3 protein-coding genes are annotated in these 3,017 nt (G+C 71.5%); 2 read left to right on the forward strand and 1 reads right to left on the reverse strand.

What is annotated here, in order from left to right; genetic code table 11:
• Nucleotides 1–29 precede the first annotated feature (29 nt).
• Complete coding sequence (locus G5C60_RS50185; RefSeq protein WP_165270927.1) at nucleotides 30–1,559, reverse strand: aldehyde dehydrogenase family protein; 1,530 nt, start codon at nucleotides 1,557–1,559, stop codon at nucleotides 30–32.
• A 135-nt stretch (nucleotides 1,560–1,694) separates the two neighbouring features.
• Here G5C60_RS50185 and G5C60_RS50190 point away from each other — a divergent pair, with 135 nt between their 5' ends.
• The gene (locus G5C60_RS50190; protein WP_165270929.1) at nucleotides 1,695–2,468 is read left to right on the forward strand and encodes an IclR family transcriptional regulator; all 774 of its coding nucleotides are present in this window, start codon (nucleotides 1,695–1,697) and stop codon (nucleotides 2,466–2,468) included.
• A 1-nt stretch (nucleotide 2,469) separates the two neighbouring features.
• A complete protein-coding gene (locus tag G5C60_RS50195) occupies nucleotides 2,470–2,952 on the forward strand; it encodes a GNAT family N-acetyltransferase (protein ID WP_165270931.1) in 483 nt (160 codons plus the stop codon).
• Nucleotides 2,953–3,017 lie beyond the last annotated feature (65 nt).

A 3,017-nucleotide genomic window follows, 5' to 3' on the forward strand; every position in this document is an offset into this window, starting at 1 on the left:
CCCCCATAGGCGCCCCACCCAGCGGAGCGCTACCGCTCAAGCCGCCCGTTGAAGCGCCGCGGCAGCCCCAGCGGGTTGTCGTCCCGCAGCTCAGCCGGCAGCAACGCCTCAGGCGCGTTCTGGTACGCAACCGGCCGCAGCCACCGCTCGATCGCCGTACCGCCCACGGACGTGGACGTCGAAGTGGTCGCCGGGTACGGACCGCCGTGGTGCTGGGCGGGCGCGACCGCGACACCGGTCGGCCAGCCGTTGACCAGGACGCGCCCCGCGAGCGGCGTGAGCTCGGCCAGGAGCTCCGCGCCACGGCCCTCCCCCGCCGCCTCCTCGGACGAGAGGTGCACGGTCGCGGTGAGGTTGCCCGGCAGCCGGGAAAGGACCGCTCCGGCCTCCGCGTCGTCGTCGTAGCGCGCGACGACCGTGATCGGGCCGAAGCACTCCTCCAGGAGCAGGTCGTGCTCGCCCTCGGTGGCGAGCTTCTCGGCCGGTACGGTCAGGAAGCCGGGGCTGACGCTGTGCTGGCCGCCCGCGCCCGGGGTGACCGGGGCGTCCACGTCCGGGAGTTCGGCGCGCTCGGCGACTCCGGCGATGAAGTTGTCGCGCATGCGGTGGTCGAGGAGGACCCCGGCGTCGGTGTTGCTGACGGCGTCGGTCAGCGACTTGACGAGCCGGTCGCCCGCCGCACCGGTCGGCGCGAGGACCAGTCCGGGCTTCACGCAGAACTGGCCGACGCCCATCGTCATGGAGCCCGCGAGCCCCGAGCCGATCGCCTCGGCGCGCTCGGCCGCGGCGGCCTCGGTGATGACGACCGGGTTCAGGGAGCCCAGCTCGCCGTGGAAGGGGATCGGTGCGGGCCGTGCCGCCGCCGCGTCGAAGAGCGCCCGGCCGCCGCGGATGGAACCGGTGAACCCGGCCGCGGCGATCAGCGGGTGCTTGACCAGCTCGACGCCCGCCTCGAAGCCGTGGACGAGGCCGATGACGCCCTTGGGGATGTCGTGCCGCTCGGCGGCCTGGCGCAGCGTCGCCGCGACCAGTTCGGAGAGCGCCGGGTGATCCGGGTGCGCCTTGACGACGACCGGGCAGCCCGCGGCGAGCGCGCTCGCGGTGTCGCCGCCGGCCACGGAGAAGGCGAAGGGGAAGTTCGAGGCCGAGTAGACGGCGACGACCCCCAGCGGCACCTTGTAGCGGCGCAGGTCCGGGATCGGCGGGGTCGCCGTGTCGTCGGGGTGGTTGATCACGACGCCGAGGAACTCGCCCTCGTCGACGATGTCCGCGAAAGCCCGCAGCTGGTAACAGGTGCGGGCGAGCTCGCCGGTGAGCCGGACCGGGCCGAGCGCGGTCTCCGCGTCCGCGGCCTCCACGAGATGGTCCTTGGCGCCTTCGAGCAGTTCCGCGGCGCTGCGAAGGAAGGCCGAGCGGACCGTGCGGTCGACGAGGGAGCCCCGAGCGGCGTAGGCCGCGCGGACAGCGGTGTCCACCTCCTGGGCTGTGGCCTCCACCGCAACCTGTTCACGCTGCTTCCCGGTTCGGGGGTCGACACTCCAGACTGGTGCTGCTGCCACCGCGGGTTCCTCCAGAAGATGTGATGCCGCGCAGTTCTTGTGTCACTCACCAGGGCGTTCGATATGCTGAACACTGTCTCTGATGGTGAATATGTCTCGGAGACTATTTCCCGTCGAACGAAGGGGTCAAGGGCGATGTCGGCAGTCGAGACAGGCGGCGGGGCGCAGGTCAAGTCCGCAGTGCGGACCGTGGAACTGCTGGAGTACTTCGCCGGCCGACCCGGAATGCATTCCTTGGCCGCCGTTCAGGAGGCCGTAGGTTACCCCAAGTCCAGTTTGTACATGTTGCTCCGTACGCTCGTCGAGCTCGGCTGGGTCGAGACGGATGCCACGGGCACGCGGTACGGCATCGGGGTGCGCGCCCTGCTCGTCGGCACGTCGTACATCGACGGCGACGAGGTGGTGGCCGTGGCCCGGCCGACCCTCGACCGGCTCTCGGACGACACTACTGAGACGATCCACCTGGCGCGGCTCGACGGCACGAATGTGGTGTATCTCGCCACCCGCCAGTCCCAGCACTACCTCCGCCCCTTCACCCGCGTGGGCCGCCGCCTGCCCGCCCACTCGACGTCGCTCGGCAAGGCGCTGCTGGCCACGCACACGGACGAGCAGGTACGGAAGCTGCTGCCGGAGACGCTGCCCGCGCTGACCGAGCACACGATCACCGACCGGGAGAAGCTCATCGAGGAGCTGCACCAGGTGCGGGAGCAGGGCTTCGCGGTGGACCGCGAGGAGAACACGCTCGGGCTGCGCTGCTTCGGGGTCGCGATTCCGTACCGTACGCCGGCGCGGGACGCGATCAGCTGCTCCGTACCGGTGGCGAGACTGACGCCCGCGCACGAGCAGATGGTGAAGGACGCGCTGTTCGACGCGCGTGACCGGCTGACGCTCGCCACCCGGAGGCTCTGACATGTCTGACGTCGATGTGACCCTGCGCGAGGTCCACGACAGTGATCTGCCCGTGTTCTTCCGGCAGATGAACGATCCGGACGCGCTCCGGATGGCCGCGTTCACGGCCAAGGATCCGGCCGACCGGGAGGGCTTCGACGCCCACTGGGCGCGCATGCGTACCTCGTCCGACGTCGTCCGGCGTACGGTCCTCGCCGACGGCGACGTCGTGGGCAGCGCGGGGGTGTACGGGGAGCCGGGCGAGCGCGAGGTGACGTACTGGATCGACCGCGCGTACTGGGGCCGCGGCATCGCGACGCGCGCCCTGCGGGCCCTGCTCGCCGAGGTTCCCGAGCGCCCGATATACGCCCGCGCCGCCGCGGACAACGCGGGTTCGCTGCGCGTTCTCGAGAAGTGCGGTTTCCATGTGACCGCGCAGGACAGGGGGTACGCGAACGCGCGCGGGGAGGAGATCGACGAGGTCGTCCTCACCCTGGACGGCTGAGCGGCCTCCCCCGCGCGGCGGAGACGGATCACCGCTGGGCAGGAGGTGGGGGCGAGGGGCGGGCG

The sequence above is a fragment of the Streptomyces scabichelini genome (assembly GCF_011045015.1).
In the GTDB taxonomy this organism is placed as follows: Bacteria; Actinomycetota; Actinomycetes; order Streptomycetales; family Streptomycetaceae; genus Streptomyces; species Streptomyces scabichelini.

Bases quoted from the DNA above. Each gene is read 5' to 3' on its own strand.
- G5C60_RS50195 (WP_165270931.1), top strand. From the start codon at position 2,470: ATGTCTGACGTCGATGTGACCCTGCGCGAGGTCCACGACAGTGATCTG.
- G5C60_RS50190 (WP_165270929.1), top strand. From the start codon at position 1,695: ATGTCGGCAGTCGAGACAGGCGGCGGGGCGCAGGTCAAGTCCGCAGTG.